General features: G+C 52.4%; 13 protein-coding genes. 4 read left to right on the forward strand and 9 right to left on the reverse strand.

Features of this window, described 5'->3' with window-relative positions; translation table 11 throughout:
- Positions 1 to 12: 12 nt before the first annotated feature.
- Positions 13 to 282 (reverse strand): hypothetical protein, encoded by a 270-nt coding sequence (locus tag LCF41_RS02260; protein ID WP_225086706.1) that lies wholly within the window; start codon positions 280 to 282, stop codon positions 13 to 15.
- A 161-nt stretch (positions 283 to 443) separates the two neighbouring features.
- Positions 444 to 2,015, reverse strand: a complete 1,572-nt coding sequence (rtcR, locus tag LCF41_RS02265; protein WP_225086707.1) for an RNA repair transcriptional activator RtcR — start codon at positions 2,013 to 2,015, stop codon at positions 444 to 446.
- Positions 2,016 to 2,205: 190 nt separating this feature from the next.
- Between rtcR and LCF41_RS02270 the strand changes: the two genes are divergently transcribed.
- The 4 genes from LCF41_RS02270 (at position 2,206) to LCF41_RS02285 (ending at position 5,467) form a co-directional block, all read left to right on the forward strand.
- On the forward strand, positions 2,206 to 3,441 hold the full coding sequence (locus tag LCF41_RS02270; RefSeq protein ID WP_370463340.1) for an RtcB family protein: 1,236 nt from the start codon (positions 2,206 to 2,208) through the stop codon (positions 3,439 to 3,441).
- Between the two features lie 16 nt (positions 3,442 to 3,457).
- The gene (locus LCF41_RS02275; RefSeq protein WP_225086708.1) at positions 3,458 to 4,801 is read left to right on the forward strand and encodes a HEAT repeat domain-containing protein; all 1,344 of its coding nucleotides are present in this window, start codon (positions 3,458 to 3,460) and stop codon (positions 4,799 to 4,801) included.
- Positions 4,802 to 4,880: 79 nt separating this feature from the next.
- Positions 4,881 to 5,165, forward strand: coding sequence for a damage-inducible protein J (locus tag LCF41_RS02280; RefSeq protein WP_225086709.1), 285 nt, complete (start codon positions 4,881 to 4,883; stop codon positions 5,163 to 5,165).
- Positions 5,162 to 5,467, forward strand: coding sequence for a type II toxin-antitoxin system RelE/ParE family toxin (locus LCF41_RS02285; protein ID WP_225086710.1), 306 nt, complete (start codon positions 5,162 to 5,164; stop codon positions 5,465 to 5,467). Before LCF41_RS02280 ends, LCF41_RS02285 begins: the two co-directional genes overlap by 4 nt.
- A gap of 134 nt (positions 5,468 to 5,601) precedes the next feature.
- Here LCF41_RS02285 and LCF41_RS02290 read toward each other — a convergent pair whose 3' ends face one another.
- From LCF41_RS02290 to LCF41_RS02315, 7 genes are all read right to left on the reverse strand, one after another.
- Complete coding sequence (locus tag LCF41_RS02290) at positions 5,602 to 6,639, reverse strand: S66 family peptidase (RefSeq protein WP_225086711.1); 1,038 nt, start codon at positions 6,637 to 6,639, stop codon at positions 5,602 to 5,604.
- A 52-nt stretch (positions 6,640 to 6,691) separates the two neighbouring features.
- Entirely contained in the window at positions 6,692 to 6,880 is a 189-nt protein-coding gene (locus tag LCF41_RS22305; protein WP_347880953.1) for a hypothetical protein, read from the reverse strand.
- Between the two features lie 10 nt (positions 6,881 to 6,890).
- On the reverse strand, positions 6,891 to 7,028 hold the full coding sequence (locus LCF41_RS22310) for an HNH endonuclease (protein ID WP_317630303.1): 138 nt from the start codon (positions 7,026 to 7,028) through the stop codon (positions 6,891 to 6,893).
- 51 nt (positions 7,029 to 7,079) lie between these two features.
- Positions 7,080 to 9,053, reverse strand: a complete 1,974-nt coding sequence (locus tag LCF41_RS02300) for a methyl-accepting chemotaxis protein (RefSeq protein ID WP_225086712.1) — start codon at positions 9,051 to 9,053, stop codon at positions 7,080 to 7,082.
- A 374-nt stretch (positions 9,054 to 9,427) separates the two neighbouring features.
- Positions 9,428 to 12,085, reverse strand: coding sequence for a fibronectin type III domain-containing protein (locus tag LCF41_RS02305; protein ID WP_225086713.1), 2,658 nt, complete (start codon positions 12,083 to 12,085; stop codon positions 9,428 to 9,430).
- Between the two features lie 200 nt (positions 12,086 to 12,285).
- Entirely contained in the window at positions 12,286 to 14,997 is a 2,712-nt protein-coding gene (gene mgtA / locus LCF41_RS02310) for a magnesium-translocating P-type ATPase (RefSeq protein WP_225086714.1), read from the reverse strand.
- A gap of 478 nt (positions 14,998 to 15,475) precedes the next feature.
- Entirely contained in the window at positions 15,476 to 17,053 is a 1,578-nt protein-coding gene (locus tag LCF41_RS02315) for a methyl-accepting chemotaxis protein (RefSeq protein ID WP_225086715.1), read from the reverse strand.
- Positions 17,054 to 17,242: the final 189 nt, after the last annotated feature.

Below are 17,242 nucleotides of genomic sequence, written 5' to 3' on the forward strand. Positions count from 1 at the left end.
TGACTCCTTGTTTTACGTTCGCGCTTCACGTAATTTTTGTAGGGCTTCCTCTGCGGACATTCCCTGACCGTTTTTAATTTCTTTCTTGGCCGTCATCACCAGCTTCAAGAGTGCGTTAGATTGTCTTTCTCTTTCTCTCTCCAGCAGTTCTGCTTCCCGTTCCGCCGCTGTTTGCACGAAGAGTGCTGCGGAGCCGTTTTTCGTTACATAAACGCCCCCCTGGAACAGTTCAGGGTTGCCAAGGCCTTCACGGGCCGACTTCTGAGACATTGTGGTTTTCATATCACATACCTTAATTAAAACAATTAGTTATAGTAAAAATGGCTATAAGCGATAGACTCCTGCTATTGGGTGATAGCGAATACTTTCGTCTTGCAGTTATCTGAGGGTAACAGAGTAATTATATCGTAGCCTGCACGTTAAGGTATAAATTTATGATGAATTTATACCCGCTTCAACTCCTCCCAGCTCAGCCCAAAACGTGCCAGATATTTACGCAGCCGATCGGCGTCGTTGGGCTTTTGTTTTTGCTGGCGTGAGACGGCGAACAGGCGGCGGCCAGCTTCGGAGAGCGAATTGGCGGTACGGCAGACGTCGAGTACGGTTTCAAGCTGGCGCTGTTCGAAGAGGTCGATGTTGGCGAGTTCGGGCGGTAGTGCTGGGGAATCGCTCTGCCAGTTGGATCGCAGGCGAGTGATTTCCTCTTCTACCAGTTCGGTTGTGATACGTCCTTGTTCTGCCAGCGTCGCCATACGGGCGATGGACGAACCAAGTTCGCGGAAGTTGCCGCGCCACGCGGCCTGTGGTGAGCAGGCGAAGGCGAGGTAGCGCTGTCGCGCGTCTTTATCGAAGCGGATCTGCGTTTGGTTATCTCGTGTGAAGCGGTGGAGTTCGTAGTCAATGTTCGGTTCGATATCTTCCCGACGCTCCGCCAGCCCCGGCAGAGGAAACGTCCACATGTTGATACGGGCGTAGAGATCTTCACGGAATTTGCCCTGAGCGATCCACTCGCGCAGGTTGCGGTGCGTGCCAGCAATCAGTTGGAAATCGCTGCTGACTTCTTTATCCGAACCAAACGGTAAAAAGCGTTTTTCTTCAATAGCTTTAAGCAGCATGGCCTGTTCATCCAGCCCCAGTTCGGCGATTTCATCCAAAAACAGCATCCCGCCGTCCGCTTCACGTAAGAGCCCCGTTCTTGCTTGTAATGCGCCGGTAAATGCGCCTTTCACATGACCGAATAATGTCGACATCGCATTGTCGCCGCGCAGCGTGGCACAGTTAACCGCAACAAACTGACCGCTGACCAGATGGCGAGATTGACGTAACTGATAGATGCGTTGGGCCAGAAAGGATTTTCCCGCACCGGTCGGGCCGGTCAGGAGCATCGGCGCGGTAGAGCGCAACGCGACGCGTTCAATCTGGTCGATCAGCGCGTTGAACGTGCTGTTGCGCGTTTCTATACCCGATTTCAGGAACGAGACAGAGCGCTGTTGCTCATGCTGAAAACGGCTGGTGAGTGTCGCGTAGCGGCTAAGATCCAGATCGATAACGGCATAGATGCCCTGCGGTGCGGGGCGATCCGCCTTCTCCCCTGGAGCGGTTTGCAGCAGCTTGGCGGGCAGATAGCGGGCTTCGGTCAGCAGGAACCAGCAAATCTGCACGACGTGGGTGCCGGTGGTGATGTGAACGAAATACTCTTCGTTCTCAGTATCGAATGGGTAGCGGCTCGCAAAGTCCAGAAAGGCGCTGTAGACCTCTTCCAAATTCCACGGATCGCGTAACTCAACGGTCTGAAGCGTGACCTGCGTAGCGGGTGACACCACGGCGATATCCTCTGCCACCTGCTGTGCCATCCCCTCGTTGCGTGACTGATGCAGCAGCTCCAGTCGATCGACCGGAAAATCCGGCTGCTGGCATAGGCCGACGGTAGGCCGCCATTTTGTCCAGCGATTCTCCCGTTTACCTCGTTTGTCCAACGTGGTGCCCAGCACACCAATGACGACGCAACGCTTCATGCTATACCTTGTTATAAATTATTATCCGATAGGATAAATTTACCTGTTCTTTTGTTTCGTTGCCAGTTTGCGTTTTTCGTTTTTTATCTATTAACTATCAATTGGTTATATTTTTATTTTGTCTATTTCAGAAAATTGGCACGCCTTTGGCAATATCTATAGTGAACAACGACAAACAAAGAGAATGAAAATGGAAGAGATGAAAACGCAGGATTACGACATGATGTCGCCCGTGAATAGCGCACCAGTAAAAATGTGGACGCAGGGCGTGCCTGTGGAACCGGAAGCCCGCGACCAACTGCTGAATACGGCCAAAATGCCGTTCATTTTTAAACATCTGGCGGTGATGCCGGATGTGCATCTGGGAAAAGGATCGACGATTGGTAGCGTGATCCCCACGCGTGGCGCGATTATCCCCGCCGCAGTGGGAGTAGATATCGGCTGTGGGATGATTGCGGTGCGTACGTCACTGGTTGCCAGCGACCTGCCGGATAACCTGATGGGGCTACGTAGCGCGATTGAACAGGCGGTGCCGCACGGACGTAGCGTGACGCGTTCCAAACGTGATGTCGGTTCCTGGCAGAACCCGCCGCAGACGGTGGATGCGCACTGGTCGCTGCTGGAACCGCGTTTTAAACGTTTGACGGATAAATATCCGCAGTTGCTGAAAACCAACAACTATCAGCATTTAGGAACGTTAGGAACGGGTAACCACTTTATTGAAATCTGTCTGGATGAAGTGGATCGCGTCTGGGTGATGTTGCACAGCGGGTCGCGTGGCGTAGGGAATGCGATTGGGTCGCTGTTCATCAAGCTGGCACAGGACGATATGCAGCAGCACATTGCGAACCTGCCGGACCGTAATCTGGCGTATTTCGAGGAAGGCAGTCTGCACTTTGACGATTACATCGAAGCGGTGGAATGGGCGCAGGATTTTGCCCGTCATAACCGTGAAGTGATGATGTCGCATACGCTGGCGGCGCTGTCTCGTATTGTGACGAAGCCGTTTACCACGCAGCAGGAAGGCGTGAACTGCCACCATAACTACGTGCAGCGCGAAACACACTTTGGTGAATCGGTGCTGATCACCCGTAAAGGGGCGGTGTCGGCGCAGAAAGGCCAGATGGGGATCATTCCAGGATCGATGGGCGCGAAGAGCTTTATCGTGCGTGGGCTGGGGAACGAAGAGAGCTTCTGTTCCTGTAGCCACGGTGCGGGGAGAACCATGAGCCGTACTGCGGCGAAGAAACGCTTCACCGTGGAAGACCAGATTCGCGCGACGGCACACGTCGAGTGCAGAAAAGACAGCGACGTTATCGATGAAATCCCGATGGCGTACAAAGATATCGATAAGGTGATGGCGGCACAGTCATCGCTGGTGGAAATTGTACATACGCTGCGTCAGGTGGTGTGTGTGAAAGGATAAGAAGAGGGCAGGGAATATGGCATCGTACAATTTACTACTGCAACAGTTGGAAAAACTGGTGGCTTCGCCAGACAATTACTATCGGCCCGCGCAGGCTGATGCTCAGGGTTCTGCATCACGCCTGATAGTGCTCACGCGCCACTATAACGGGCATATTCGGCAGCGTGCGGCGCTGTGTCTGGGGTTTATGGGCGAGGTCTCGGCATTACCCGCGTTGATTGAACGAGTAAACGATTGGGCAGAACCGGTGCGCCGGGCAGCTAAACAGAGCGTGAGGCTGCTGTTAACGCCGAATAACACCGCGTCTTTTGTCGCCAATTTGCCTGCCATTTTCTGGCTGTTGCAGTGCCAGCGAGAAGATCATCAGCCGCTGGTGGGTGAGATCGTGAGCTTTCTGGCTGAGGAGGCGCATGCGTCGTCGCTACTGGCGGGGTTGTCTGCGGAAGACAAAACCGTCGCCAGATTATCACTGGATATTCTGGTTGAACGTAAGTTATTTCCGTTGAAGCAAATCTTTAGCCAGACGATGCGGCATCGCGATCCATTAGTCAGAGCGAACGCGGCGCGGTATTTGCTGAGTGCTGACAAGGATGTCGATCATGACGTGATGACCATTCTGTTGAAGGACACGTTCGCACTCATCAAGCAGGTAGCGTTGCAGTATGTGATAGACACGGGGTTTCCTGTGTCTGCGTCGCTGTTGATTGATCTGTTGTTTGATAAGAACGCATTGGTGCGTCAACGAGCCTCAGCGCTGCTGCGCGAACGAAACGACGATCCGGTTGCGCATTATCTTGTGGCACTGGATCGGGCGAGTACCGTCACAGTGCGAAAAATCACGCTCTGGGGGCTAGATGAGCATCGCTATGAAGGCATTGTGGCGCTGGCGGAGCGCAATCTGGACGAGCGCTATCCCAGCCTTTATTACAGCGCTCTGCGCATTCTTATTCTGCGTACGGGTGACGATGCGCGTGAGCAACTGTTGGCCGCTCTACTGCATCCCTCGCTAGCTATTGTGAAGGTCGCGTGTAAGCTGTTTTACCAGCAGAAAATACCGCTATCGCTGCCGGAACTTCAGCACTGTATGGAAAGTGCATCTTCCAGAGAACACGTTGAGGTGTATTACTTTTTAGCGCACAAGCTCAACAAATGGGATTGGCTCGTGTTCCTGCTGGAAAACGTTAAACCAGATAATGTGGCGCTAACGCAGGCTGGCATTGCGTACTGGATACAGCGGTTTAACCGTTCGGGCATAATGCCGAGTACCCGACAGCAGGCGCGTTTACGGATGTTGTTGGACGAACATCCACACGTCATCTCGCGTGACAGTCCCTATATTGCCTTGTTTTTGTACGGCTGATTTTCGTATGAAAAAAGTACAGGAAAAAGTGGAGAGGATCGCGTAAATTGACAACACAATTGACACCACGGGGGCGGAAATGAGTACCATCCATTTCAGAATCGATGCAGAAACCAAGCAACTCGCGATGCAGGCTGCTGATCGTCATCAAGTGAGCCTGACGGAGTTGATGCGACAGCGTGCAGAGGAATTGGCAGAAGAAGAGCGTCAGTATCAGCGCAACGCAGGTGATGAATGGCTTGAAGCGCAGATTCAGGAGGCGTTTTCGCGGTATGATGCGGGTGAAGGTGAGCTCGTCAGTAATGAGGACGCCAGCCAGAGAATGGAGGCATTGAAAGCGCGAGCGGCGCGGGGTGAGCTGTGATATTTAAGGTCCGGTGGGAGAAGCAGGCACTGGCAGATCGCGAAGGAATATACCGCTATCTGTATAAAGAGGCGGGGTTGGATGTTGCGAATGCGGTGGATGAAAAATTTATCTCATCGGTATCGTTGCTCGAAGCCACGCCAGAAGCCGGTCTTGATATCGGAAAATCGGGGGAACGGCGAAAATTGGTCCTGACGCGATTCCCCTTCATCATTATTTATGCACTCAAGCGAGAGATAAACGAAGTGCATATCCTGCGTATATTACATACCTCCCGCAAGCTATCGGCATCTTACCGATAACCTCTTTACCCCAAAAAATACGCTCGTGACGATACGCCATCTTCGCCAGATCGGGTGGGTAGGCATCTGGCAGATGGATTTGTTTGCCTTCATACTGTGCAACGTCGTTGCTATGACGATGCCCATCTTTTCACTTACAGTAACTGAGTGATAGAGCCGCTATTTTCAGTGAATACTACGTCCGCTTTTGCACCGTTGACGAGTGACATTTGAGGGGGAATATGGCCAATGTCCACATCATACAGCACAGGAATAGTGAGATCCCCGAGAGCAGAACGTAAAGCGTCTAAATAATGTTGTTGTGTGGGGTCACTTACGTCGGGTGCTGCACTTCTGCCTATCAGAACACCTTTCAAGTCATTGAACCAACCCTGTAAGCGTAAACTAAATAATGCTCGCGTTAGCTCACAGGGGTTCATTTCCACGTTTTCAAAATACAGAATGACCCCTTCGTCGTGATGCTGTGCCCTAAACAAAGATAGGTTACCGAATGGGGTACCCGCTAACCTTGATATGATGTCCAGGCATCCACCAATCAGGCGTCCCTGAAAATGGGCAGAAGAAGTGGTGCCATCAAGGTGCTTCCACCTTGTCTTTTGCGTCAGATTAAAACCTGCATCGGCTGTGGTAACCCATTGATTTTCATCAATTTGAAACGCAGTTGATGCGTATTGTTTAACTACTGTTCCCCGGTCGCTCTCCAAAATATCCCATATGGCTTGTGTGGTGAGATCTAACTCTTTGGCACCAAGATCCATGAGATTAGGTCCATGTACCGTTGACCAACTAGAAAGTGTAGTCAATGGGAAATGAAATGTACTGAGATCTGAAAAGCCAACAAACCATTTAGGCTCGGTTTTCGCTAACAGATTGAAATCTAAGAGATCAAGTAATTCGATGGCCAGATCACCTCCCCATGGTGGCATAACAGCCTTGACTTCTGGGTCGGTTAGATAACACATCAGCTCCTTCGCCCGTGATGTTTTACTGGCACTTTTATTTTTATGCTGGGTGCGTAAGCACTCCCCTTCACGGACTCTAAATCCTTTTTCCTTCAGGTTTTTTATGGCAAGTTCCAGTCGAGGATGCAAATGCTGAGGGACCCCAGATGATGGCGCAGTTATAGCAATCAGATCTCCTGGAACCAGTTTGGGTGGGAAGCGGATACGCATGTATTTAAATCCTTATTTTCAAAGCAATTCATAGTCCATAAATTAAACTTAACTACCCGATTTCGTTAGTAATATAGCGTATTGACCCCCTGCCCCAAAAAATATGCTCACGACGATACGTCATCTGTGCCAGATCGGGTGGGTAGGCGTCTGGCAGATGGATTTGTTTGCCTTCATACTGAGCAAAGTTAACATCGCTGGTGGTGCTTTTCAGCTTTTTGATTCGTGGAGAAAGCAGCATTTCCAGCGAATCATTGAAGCTGATGAGTACCCATATCAAAGGCTTTGTCATGCTGGTTGGGCAAGCAAAGGCCGTTGCTGGGATTGAGGAGATGTTCTGCCTCTGTTTTCCACGGGCGATGTGGCTGGCGGCCAGCAGCGCGTTTCACCTGCGCGAGGCATTCACCGCCGTGATAGCCATGAATTTCGCTCTCGTTTCCCTACCTTGATAACCGCGCTTGCGGTAAAGGTTGTTGTAACGTTTGTTGTAACGTCTGCTGTGGTGCGTTGTCGTCAACCTTGAAGCGGCTGACCAGCGATTCCATTTCAATCGCCTGCTCATCCAGCAGTTGGCTGGCAACGGAAGCCTGAGAAACCAGCGTCGCATTCTGCTGCGTGACCATCTCCAGTTGGCTGAGCGCTTCGTTAATTTGTGCGATACCCAGTGACTGTTCATCGGCGGCGACGGCGATTTCATTCACCAGATCGCGCACTTTACGCGTGCCGACGACGATATCGTTAATCCCCCGGTTCGATTGGTTCACCAGTTTTGTTCCTTCGCTGACGCTGGCAATACTGTCGGCGATGAGCGCGCGGATTTTGCCTGCTTCATCTGCACTGCGTTGTGACAGTTGACGAACTTCCGCCGCAACGACGGAGAACCCACGGCCATGTTGGCCTGCTCGCGCGGCCTCGACCGCTGCGTTCAGCGCCAGCAGGTTGGTCTGAAAGGCAATGGCATCAATGGCGGTAACGACGGCGTTCACGCGCTGGCTGGCGTCCTGAATTTTTTCCATCGCGCCGCTGGCAGATTCGGTAATGGTTCCGACGCGGCGAGCCTGATCGTCCACCTCTGTCGTTAACTGACGCGCTTGTCCGGCAAAGTCAGCGGTTTGTTTTACCGTAACGGTAATCTCTTCCATGCTGCTGGCGGTTTGCACCAGCGATGCGGACTGCTCTTCCGTGCGCTGCGCCAGATCCTGATTACCGTTAGCGATCTCGCTACTGGCACGTCCGATGGTCTGCGAGCTGTGCTTAATACTCACCACCATATCGGCGATGTTTTCCAACGAGGCGTTATACGCCTGATTCAGTTGAGAAAGCTCGTCGTTGCCCGGCACGCGTAGACGGCGTGTAAGATCCCCACCCATTTCACGAATGGTGGTCAGCGTTTGCTGAAGTTGTTCGTTGATGCTGCGCATAATCATGGAGGCAAGACCGAGCGCCATGAGCAGAGAAATCAGCGCACCAGCTAGATAACTAATCCAGGAGCGGCGGGCATCGGCGGCTAAGGCATTAACCTGAGTAGTAAGGTCTTGGGTGGCGAGCTGCTCAACTTTTTTCAGTTCATCGATTTTTACCGTTTGCTGATTAAACCACTGGCCGGCATCAATGCCAAAGTTGCCGCCGGGGGAGGCTAACGCCTTGTTGCGCATCTGGAGCGCGTTCTGGGCAGCAGGGTTGTTGAGAGCCTGTTCAAAAGCGCTGCGTAGGTCGGCATTGGCGAACATGTTATAGGCGGTGGTGTAGGCATCTCCCCGGCCGACCATTTGGTTCAGTCGCTCGAACATACCCGCGGCAAAGCTGTTAGCGGAAAAGGTGTTGGAGAGCACGGCGCGTTCGAGCCCTGCCTGCTCTTTCACATTCAGCAGGTTGTAATAGGCCGCCAGGCGCTGTGCAATGCCGCCGTCGCTGACCAGATGTGTCATATCCCCGACAATATTCAGCAGATAGCCGACGGACTCGGAATAGTAGCCGAGCGCCTGAGTGACAGAGATCGACATGCTGTCGATATTGCGACGAAACTCGCCAAGCTGCTGCATTTTCTGCGCAATTTTACCGATCTCTCCACTTACATCATGACCGAGTTCGTTGTCGCTGAGATTCGTGGCCGTTTGTTGAAATTGCTGCTGTGCCCTGTCGGTGTCCTGCCGCTGTGTGGCGAGCTCTGAGCCGAATTTTTTCCCCTGACTACCAAAATAACCTGCGCTCAAGCCGCGTTCACGCTGTAGCTGGTGGGCGAACTCGCCTGCATCGCGTGCCAGCGTAATGAGTTTCCCCATCCGGATCATTTCATTTTCGGTGCTGCGGCGTTCCATCACGCCGGAAAAGCTGAACCACAGCAGGGCAAGGATAGGAGGAAGAAGGGCAAGAATGAACTTACTACGGATCGAGATGTGATGAAGGGATTTCATAGGTGTGCTCCATAACCTGCAAGTCGTCCGTTCCTGACATGTGCAGTGTGCAAAAGTAGACAGGGGTTTATTTTAGTTTCGGCGATATGAAGCAATGATTTAGCATTGATGAGATGTCATCCATAAAAAAAGTGTGTCTACTCTGGTTGGACTTCTTTCACAAGAAGATTTCACTATTAGGCTATGGTACTACCTCGTTATCTAACTCTTTAATAACTCAATATGGGTATTTGCGTGACGAATACAGGATGTGGCGAGCGGTGACTGAGCGATTTTGATTGGATCTGAATGCGAGCGGAGTAACGGATAACCGAAAGGTTAATGCGGCATAGCCCCAAAGAATCAGGGCTACGCGCATGCAGATAGAAAAACTATCAGGGGTGAGCTGACATTGAAGGAGTACTTTCTCCATTGCTGTTGGTGGCCACGATCCGGTAATAGTAACGACCAGACGCGCCGCCAGAGCGATCGCTATAGCTGTTATCCGTGACGGTGGCAATTGCCTTATAAGTCCCGTTCTCGCTGGTGGATCGCATCACTTTATAGTTCTGGCTGCCTGATGATGGTGTCCAGAATAATGCGTTTACACCGTTGGTATTCTGTGACCCCAGATGCAGTGGCGTGCTGGGTACGGCCTTGGCATCACGGGTGTCATTCAGGTAGAGCACAACGGTAGAGCGTGGATCGACGGTCACGTTACCGGACAGCGTTCGCTGTGATACCAGATCTTCCGCGCCCTTAAAGCCGACTGGTGTTTTCAGGGCGTAGCGGTTGTCGGCGCTGGCATTAATACCAATGAGATAGTGGCCGAAACGTGCGGCATAGAAATCGGCCTTGCCTCGGAAAGGTTCATCGTTGGATGCCTCTTCAGGTTTAATGCCGAGCGGCAGGATTTCACCAGCATAGGCGTTAGTCGGCGGATTGGGAGGCGTATAGGGTGTTTTCTCCGGCATGTCGATGCGGTTAGGGCGTGTATAGCTCGCCGTTGAACGAAAGATCGGGGTGGTTTCCAGTACACCATACTGATCATAGCCCGGAGTGCTGAAATGGAAACGCGCCAGCCCGTTGATGCCGGTTCCTGCTTTGGCCTGCCAATATGTCGTCAGCCACAGGCGCTCATTACCTTTTTTGACGGCTACGATGGCGTTCTCTTCGTCCGCCCAGGCAAAATCCGGCTGGCCTTCGCTCATTGGCAGACGCGCACCACTGTTGCTTGCGGCTTTGATCGTCTGATAATCGGCAAAAACATCCAGCGCTTCAAAGGCAGACTCTGCGCCGTCTAGGTTGGCAAAGAACTGATTGTCCTCCAGCATCTGTTTAGCATACCCAATCAGTGTTGCATCTTTGCTGGCAGCAGCAACGCGCAGTCCTTTGGCGCGTTCATTGGTATTGAGGGTATCGACGTAAGCGAGATAGCCCGCGAAATTACCGTCACTCTCGTGTGCGCCGCGCCAGGCTAGCAGGCCGATGGCTTCCACCGAACGGTAATTGGCGCCGTTACTTATTTCAATCGCTGGGCGACGGAAAGGCGCACGCGCATTAGCCATTTTGATCATCTGTTTACGAAAATCTTCATTGCCTGTCACGCGATAATACTCGGCAAGGTACGATTGAACTTCACCATAGCCTGCACCGAGATAGCCCCATTCGCGCGTCTGACCTTTGTTGGTCACCTGATAATAATGGCTTCCGTATGGTTTTTGTCCGCCTTCTTCCGGTCCGTTAAGATCATTCCCTGTCCAGGGCAACATGCCTGCAGCTTCTTTGATATAACGCTGCGCAATGTTCTCTGCAAAGGCGCGTGAATCGCCTAATGTCAGCATCCCTTTATTCGCGAAATAAATATTGGTGCTGGCGATCAGTGATTGGTTCGTCAAGGTTCTGCGATCTTTCTGGCGGCCAAATTCACGGCTGGCGAACAGCATGTCTGCCCAGGCGAGACGGCGCGATTTATTACCCACACTGCCGTAGTTGACGGCAGCATTAAGCTGCGCAGATGTGAAAGCATCGTTAAGGTAGTAGATCGCCTGTCCTAAATCGCCGTAATTACCGCCCCAGTTTTTTGTCGCCAGATTGGGGTCGGCATAATACTGCGTCGCGTAGGCATCAAGTGTTGCGATGACTTTTTCAACGACAGCCGAATTTTTATAACCCGCGAGTTCGGGAACAGACCAGGCGCGCGCCAGATAGCGTAAATCTCCCCCAGATAATGCATCGGTAGTTGCTGATTTATTGAGAAGCGCCTTAATCCGGTTATTCACCGCAGTACGAAACCGACCATTTGTGCCGAGAATGTCATCGCCTGGTGAAGGGCGTGTCGTTACGGCTGGCTCGCTACCCTGTTTTTCTCCCGCGACGTTAAGGAAGGGGTCAACATGCGTGTAGGCGCGATAAATACCTCGGCTTGGCTGGTTCATCGCATACTGATAAGGGCTGGTAGATTCAGGCCCGCCGGAACCGAAGGGATAGAGCCGTCCAGTGGAGACGATTTTCAGCGTGACGGACGTGCTGCCTCTGGTCATAGCATAAGGCAGTAGCGTCGTAGAGTAGAAAAAACGCCCCGGTAGCGGCTTATGCCAGTGAGCGACGCTGAGCGGTGCATAGTCGCCTTCATGACGATAGCCTATTTGATATTCGACACCGTCTTTGATCATATAAAGGTAGAGACGGCCCGTATTAATGTTGCCGTCGTCTTCCCCCCACAGTTTGACAGAAACATAATTGCGACGCAGTGGATCGACCTGCATGGTAAATGTCAGGCTGCCGCCGTAGATACCTGTTTGCTGGAAAGGGAGTAATTTACGGGCTGATTCGCCCAGTGCGCCTGAGAGGATTTGGCTGTTTTCTCCATTGAGGCCGTGACCGCTTTCTGACGCCGTATCACCAAAGGTAATGCTATCAACGAGGCCCGTCGCCTCTACACTCGCTGCTGAAGCTGAGTTTGCTATGGCGCTCACTGCGTTGAAGGTGGCCGCGGAGGCCAAAGCCAGGGTGAGTAATAAGGCTTTCCTTAGTCGTGCGGGTATCATCATTGAACTCCTTTTACCGATTTTCTATTGTCCGTAGTGTGAAATATCAAATGATCGTGACAGATCGAATGCTCCTCTATCATGCCTGATTGTGTACGGCATCAAACGATGGTTTTGGTATGTAATATGCCTTTATCATCAGCCTTTGTTTGAGTACGTACGGCGGGCGACAGCGCACCCGCCGTGAAAACGTCAAGAAGGGATCAGAACCATTGGCCAAAGCGGCGGATGTAGGCGCGTTTGACCAACTGAGCGACGGTGCAGTAGCCAATCAGCGTGGCGACCAGCCAGGGGAAGTATTCCCACGGTAGCGGCTGTAACCCGACCAGCGGCCCTAGTGGTGAGAACGGTAGATAGATGCCCATCGCCATCACCAATCCTGTCATCAACATCACTGGCAGCGCCGCTGTACTCTGAATAAACGGGATCTTCTGGGTACGCAGCATATGCACCACCAGCGTTTGTGACAGTAATCCCTCAACGAACCAGCCTGACTGGAACAGTGCCTGATGTTCTACGCTGTTAGCGGCAAACACGAACCACATCAACGCGTAGGTGGTGATGTCAAAAATCGATGACGTCGGCCCGATACACAGCATGAAGCGACCGATATTTTTAGCATCCCATTTGCGTGGTTTACGCAGGAACTCTTTATCCATTTTGTCCCACGGCAGCGACAGTTGGGAGATGTCATACATCAGGTTTTGAATCAGCAGATGGATCGCCAGCATCGGCAGGAACGGAATAAAGGCACTGGCGACCAGCACCGAAAACACGTTGCCGAAGTTAGAACTGGCGGTCATGTTCAGGTATTTGATGATATTCCCGAACGTCTCACGCCCTTTGATAACGCCTTCCTCCAGCACCATTAGATTCTTTTCCAGCAGAATGATATCAGCCGATTCCTTGGCGATATCCGTGCCGGTATCGACAGAAATCCCGATATCGGCATCGCGCAGGGCGGGCGCATCGTTGATACCGTCACCTAAAAAGCCGACCGTATGATCATTGCCTTGCAGCGCCTTCAGTACGCGAGATTTTTGCAGCGGCGTCAGCCGGGCAAAAATGGTGCGCTGTTCCACCAATACGCCAAGCTGCTCATCGCTGAGCGCATCGATCGCATTCCCCTCCAGTACGTCGCCCGGTTCCAGCCCGACGTCGCGGCAGATCTTGCTGGTAATGATCGCGTTATCGCCCGTCAGGACTTTAACCGTCACACCATTTTCATGCAGGGCACGAAGGGCGGCAGAGGCACTTTCTTTCGGCGGATCGAGGAACGTCAGCAGGCCGCAGAGGGTCAGGCCGCGTTCATCCTCGGCGCTGAGTGGCAGCGTGCTGCCCACCGGACTCAGCTCACGGGTGCCGATCATCAACACGCGAAACCCTTGCTGATTGTAGCTTTCCGCCAGCGTTTTCAGCGTATTACGGCGTTCATCGTCCAGTTCATACCGCTGTCCGTTTTCATTCACGTGTGTGGCGACAGACAGCATTTCTTCTACCGCGCCTTTGCAAATCAGGCGTTGCTGGTTGTGTTCATCCGCAACGATGATGGAGAGGCGGCGGCGAATAAAATCAAACGGCAGCTCATCGATTTTGCGATAGCGGCCCAGCGCGGCGATGGCGGGGTTATGGCGGCCAAACTGCATGATCGCCTGATCCATCAGGTTTTTCATGCCGCTCTGATGCGCGCTGTTGAGCCAGGCGAGTTGCAGCACGCTCTCATCGGCCTGACCCTGCGTATTCAGGTGATGCTCAAGGATGATGCGATCCTGCGTTAACGTACCGGTTTTATCGGTGCACAGTACATCCATCGCGCCAAAATTCTGAATCGCGTTCAGGCGTTTGACCACGACTTTGCGCCGTGCCATGGCAATCGCGCCTTTTGCCAGATTGGACGAGACGATCATCGGCAGCATTTCCGGTGTCAGGCCAACCGCGACCGCCAGCGCAAACAGACTGGCGTCCATCCAGTCGCCTTTGGTGAAGCCGTTGATCAGCAGCACGACGGGCACCATCACGACCATAAAACGGATCAGCAGCCAGCTTACGCTGTTGACGCCGCGATCGAAGGCAGTTTGGGAACGGGTGCCGACGATGGATTTCGCCAGCGAGCCAAAGTAAGTATGGCTACCGGTCGCCACGACGATGGCCGTTGCCGTGCCGCTGGAAATGTTGGTTCCCATCAGGCAGATGTTGGATAACGACAGCAGATCGCTTTCGCCGACGCAGCTTGTGGGCTGGCAGCCTTTGGCACTGATATCGCTGAACACGTCGTATTTTTCGATCGGCAGTGATTCACCGGTTAGTACCGCCTGACTGACGAACAGATCGCGTGATTCCACCAGCCGCACATCCGCAGGCACCATATCGCCAGCGGAAAGCAGCAGAATATCGCCGGGCACCAACTGCTGAAGCGGGATTTCCTGCATGACGGCGTTGGCGCTGGCGTGAGGGCGGCGCAGTACGGTAGCCGTTGTCCGCACCATGGATTTCAGCGCTTCTGCTGCTTTATTGGTGCGAAATTCCTGCCAGAAGCGCAGCAGGCCGCTCAGGCTCACCATCACCAGAATGATGATCACGCCGGTGAGTGATGTCTCTTCGTTATGGCGCAGCGGCAGCCAGTAATCGGTGAAAAAGCTGATAGCGGCCAGCGCGGTCAGCACGTAAATAAACGGGTTATTAAACGCGGCGGCTAACTGTACCAGCGCGTGTGGTGCTTTCTCATGGGCGACGCGGTTTTCGCCATAGGTTTGCTGACGTTCAATGACGTCATCATGGCTTAAGCCGTGCAGATGGGTATTCAGGTTAGCCAGCGTTTGATCGAGGCTGTTTTGCGCCTCACGGGCAATCGCAAAAGTGGCCGTGGGGGTTTTACGGGCGCGGCGATACCCCGTTTGCGTGATCATATCGGTCATGATGCTGCTCTCTTAATGTTGCCTGTCCGCCACGCACGAGCGCGCATCCCGAATAAAGGGACGTAAAGCGGAGAAAAATAAAGGTATTAAGGGAGGTAAACGGCGCAGGCGGAGAGAACAGAGAGGTCGGGGAAGAAGACGATCCTTATTCTAGCGGATGCGGTTTACCGGGCCATCTAGGGTGTTCGTCCATGTTGTCTCCTTATCGCCGTGCGGCGAGATAGCGAAATAGTCGTCAGTTGACGATGCAGGATACGTAGAGTACGTAGAAACCGTGACGTAAAAACAGCATACGTAGTTTAGTGGTGCAACAATAACTCCTTTTGCCTAAACCGAACGTCAACGTTTGTTCATGAGACAAATTGAGTGTGTTTGCCGACGAACAGCGGGTATCGCGCCGTTCGTCGGTGCGAAGTGTGAAAAGGCGGGCGCTGAAAGCATGTGTGCCCCGCCGGGTAGCCAGCGGGGCAGAGGGGAATTAATGAATTCTCAGCATAGCGTCTTGATTCACTTTAAAGAAACGAACCGCATCACGCAGTTGTTCGCCCTGTTCCGTCATGGCGTGCGCCGCCGTGGCGGATTCTTCAACCAGCGCTGCGTTCTGCTGGGTGACGCGGTCCATTTGTTCTACCGCCACGCTAATCTCTTTAATGCCGATATGCTGCTCGTTGGAGGCTTGAGAAATCTCCGCCACGATATCGGTGACCTTTTTCACTGACAGCACAATCTCCGACATCGCCTGGCTGGCTTTGTCTGCTCGCGCAGAGCCATCGGTAATTTTCTCGACGGTGCCTTCGATCAACGTTTTGATCTCTTTGGCGGCGTTGGCGCTCTTCTGTGCCAGTGTCCGAACTTCGCCCGCGACGACGGCAAAACCTTTTCCTTCGCTGCCCGCTCTGGCGGCTTCCACTGCGGCGTTCAGGGCAAGGATATTGGTCTGGAAAGCGATCCCTTCGATCACGGCTATAATATCGACGATCTTCTGTGAACTGTCGGAGATCTCATGCATCCGTTTGAGCATATCGTCCACGATAAGCCCACCCTGAGAAGCGGTTTCCGAGGTTTGCTGTGCCAACTGGCTAGCTTCCTTGGCGTTATCCGCATTCTGGCGCACGGTGTGCGTTAGCTGCTGCATATTCGCCGATGCCTGAATCAGCGAGGCTGCCTGCTCTTCGGTACGCTGCGACAGGTCACTGTTACCCTGAGCAATCTCGCTGGATGCCAGCGAGATGGATTCACTGCCGCTCATGATGGTATGCACGATGCCCATCAACTGTTGGTTCATGTAGTTGATGGAAGCCAGCAGGCTGCTGTTATCCCCTTGGCGCAGTTTGATTTCCGTTGTGAGATTACCGGAGGCAATCTCGGTCATGATTTCTTGTGCGTAATTCGGGTCGCCGCCGAGCTGGCGTGAAATATTGCGTGAGATAATGGTGGCGATAACGGCGGTCGTCAGCAGAGCGAGCAGCAGCAATCCCCAAACATAGTATTGCGACGTCCTATACGTCGAATCGGCGCTGGCGACGATATCTTTTGCCGTCGCCACTTCCATATCCACCAGCTTGGCCAGATCTTTCATTAATTGACTACGATACTTAGAGGAGCTTGCGCCGCTGATTTTACTCGCTTCAGCCAGATCGCCCCGGTTCACGGTATCAATTAGCGTGGCGTTGACCGAGTTAAAACCGGAGAAATTATCGCCAATCACTTTAATCAGCGCTTTTTTATCCTCGCTATTCGCAACGGTTTGGTAGTTCTTCAGTGCAGCCAGGAAGGCATCGGCGTTTTGCAGTAATTCTTTGCGATGGCCTTCGCGCTCTTCAGGGGTTTTGGAGTCGATATACTGTATTTGCTGCAAACGCGTTTCAGACAATGTGCCACGCATTTCCAAACTATATCGCACGCCAGGCAGGCTGTTGCTGCTTAATTCAACAATACGACTGTTATTAACGCTAAGCTGGAGTAGTGAGACCACACCTAATAGCAGCATCATGGCTACCAGGACGGAAAACCCGAGTAATAACTTGGAGAACACTGTGAGTTGAGAGAATTTCATCGCTATTCTTATTGATTATTAGAGAGAAGGTAATAGTGATAACGGCAAATAAAATAAGATCTTTATAATACGTAATTCGATAAAGAGAGTGGAGTGATGAAACGGAATTTAATAATAAAAAACTTCATTTCATCGATAGTAAGTTCTGATTATTTTTTATTTTTAACTATTTTATTTTAAATTGAGCGG

It is taken from the genome of Pectobacterium colocasium, assembly GCF_020181655.1.
GTDB classification, from domain to species: Bacteria; Pseudomonadota; Gammaproteobacteria; order Enterobacterales; family Enterobacteriaceae; genus Pectobacterium; species Pectobacterium colocasium.

Bases quoted from the DNA above. Each gene is read 5' to 3' on its own strand.
- LCF41_RS02260 (WP_225086706.1), bottom strand. From the start codon at position 282: ATGAAAACCACAATGTCTCAGAAGTCGGCCCGTGAAGGCCTTGGCAAC.
- rtcR (WP_225086707.1), bottom strand. From the start codon at position 2,015: ATGAAGCGTTGCGTCGTCATTGGTGTGCTGGGCACCACGTTGGACAAA.
- LCF41_RS02270 (WP_370463340.1), top strand. From the start codon at position 2,206: ATGGAAGAGATGAAAACGCAGGATTACGACATGATGTCGCCCGTGAAT.
- LCF41_RS02275 (WP_225086708.1), top strand. From the start codon at position 3,458: ATGGCATCGTACAATTTACTACTGCAACAGTTGGAAAAACTGGTGGCT.
- LCF41_RS02280 (WP_225086709.1), top strand. From the start codon at position 4,881: ATGAGTACCATCCATTTCAGAATCGATGCAGAAACCAAGCAACTCGCG.
- LCF41_RS02290 (WP_225086711.1), bottom strand. From the start codon at position 6,639: ATGCGTATCCGCTTCCCACCCAAACTGGTTCCAGGAGATCTGATTGCT.
- LCF41_RS22305 (WP_347880953.1), bottom strand. From the start codon at position 6,880: ATGCTGCTTTCTCCACGAATCAAAAAGCTGAAAAGCACCACCAGCGAT.
- LCF41_RS02300 (WP_225086712.1), bottom strand. From the start codon at position 9,053: ATGAAATCCCTTCATCACATCTCGATCCGTAGTAAGTTCATTCTTGCC.
- LCF41_RS02305 (WP_225086713.1), bottom strand. From the start codon at position 12,085: ATGATGATACCCGCACGACTAAGGAAAGCCTTATTACTCACCCTGGCT.
- mgtA (WP_225086714.1), bottom strand. From the start codon at position 14,997: ATGACCGATATGATCACGCAAACGGGGTATCGCCGCGCCCGTAAAACC.
- LCF41_RS02315 (WP_225086715.1), bottom strand. From the start codon at position 17,053: ATGAAATTCTCTCAACTCACAGTGTTCTCCAAGTTATTACTCGGGTTT.